Below are 1,718 nucleotides of genomic sequence, written 5' to 3'. Positions count from 1 at the left end.
GAATGGGTGGCCTTGTTATTATCATTGGGCAGATGATAACAGTGATTTAGGCCAGTTTGATTTAATCATCGGCAGTGATTTATTGTACGAAGATGAACATATTGCCCTACTGGCTTACTTCATTCAGACCCATGCCAATCGCCAATGTGAAATCGTTATCGTCGACCCCGGTCGTGGCAGGAAAAACAAACTCACCACCAAGATGGATGAATATGGCTTTAGTCACAATCACATCAAACCCACTCACACTGATTATTTAGAGCAACAATTCAAAGGCCATATTTTACGAGTTACCAGAGAAGTTTAAGAATAGCGGCTGGATAAATAGCTATAACATAATTTCAGATCATAAAAATTACTGCCAAACAACACTACAAGTCGCGAGTAAGTTAACCTTTACTCGGGATCTTCTGTTAGTTTTCTTGTAAATAGTTTATTTGATTTAAATGGCAGAAAAAATAAAGCTAAATAATTATTTCGGTAAACCATCTCTTGTATTAAAAGTGGTAAAGAAACACTTAAAATAAAAGCTACCACTGCAAACACTAGCCCTATCGAATAATTAATATCACCCGAAGATATGAATGTATAAACCTTCCAATGAATCACGTAATGAAAAATAAGGATAAATAAACTCCCAGCCCCTAACTTCTGAAATATGACTTTGAATGCATTATGCTTTACCAGCAACACTGAAATACACATAACTATATAGATTCCACTTATGGCACCTATCGAAGCTGTTATTGCTGTCTCATATATTCTTTTATTTAAATCTGTATACGATTTGGTGAAAAATATAATACAAACGAAAATAAAACAAGCGAAGACAAGCAAATACCGATGAGGAGAAAAACCAATTATTTTATTCCGCATTAAATACCCAGAAATAAAGAATGAGGAGGAAACAAGTAGAATATCAATAGAAAAAGGAAGACCAGGAAGAACACTTACCTTACCAGCAATAGTAATTTCTTTAAGCCAAAAAGTATCAACATACAAACCACCCAAAAGAAGTAGCAGCATTAACACGAACATTTTAATAGGCAGTGGTAATAGATTAAAGTGAGTAAATCGAAACAAAACATAGCTAAAGCAGTAAACAGTAAACAAGTGTGTTAAAAACCACATTTGAACCCACCTCAAGGTCTCTCCATTACCATAAAATATCCCTTGCAATTGCAGCAATAAATTATCATTTTGAAAGATAACATCAATAACAAAAAGCAATAATAGTACGGAGAAATAAGGCTTAAGAAGCGCTTCAGATTTTTTTAGAATAAATAATTTAGGTGGAGTAGAGAAAGAAAAGAAAACACCAGACAAAAAGAAAAAGAGTGGCATTCTAAATAATGACATACTGTCTATTATTTCTGGAAAAAATGACGCTAACTTACTATGCACAAGTGCAACTAAAGTAATAGAAATACCTTTCGCAATATCTATATGCTCTACTCTATTATTCATGCACACCTAATCTGATAATTTAGTATTTGTGTGTAAAGAAGATACTTAGGCATGAATAACCTATTTGAACTTCACTGACGACACATTGAGTATAGTTTATGCATCAGGGCTATGCCGTCATACTAAAGATTATCAGTTAAAAAATACAATTAACCACTTGTTATCAATGTGATTTTATGTGTTTTTTATATTTTCACTTTCAAATTTTAGCTATTATTAATAATAATTTTGAGCAATTACAAAGCCACCCA

General features: G+C 32.8%; 1 protein-coding gene and 1 pseudogene. One reads left to right on the top strand and one right to left on the bottom strand.

Annotated elements, in window-relative coordinates; translation table 11 throughout:
* Positions 1 to 307: pseudogene (locus AB4140_RS19745) on the top strand (methyltransferase); the annotation flags it as partial.
* Positions 308 to 396: 89 nt separating this feature from the next.
* On the opposite strand, the gene AB4140_RS19740 reads toward AB4140_RS19745, so the two are convergent.
* Positions 397 to 1,467, bottom strand: coding sequence for an acyltransferase family protein (locus AB4140_RS19740; RefSeq protein WP_372002337.1), 1,071 nt, complete (start codon positions 1,465 to 1,467; stop codon positions 397 to 399).
* Positions 1,468 to 1,718 lie beyond the last annotated feature (251 nt).

The sequence above is a fragment of the Shewanella sp. 10N.286.51.B2 genome (assembly GCF_041469265.1).
Classification (GTDB): Bacteria; Pseudomonadota; Gammaproteobacteria; order Enterobacterales; family Shewanellaceae; genus Shewanella.
This window is presented reverse-complemented; position numbering and strand designations above follow the sequence as displayed.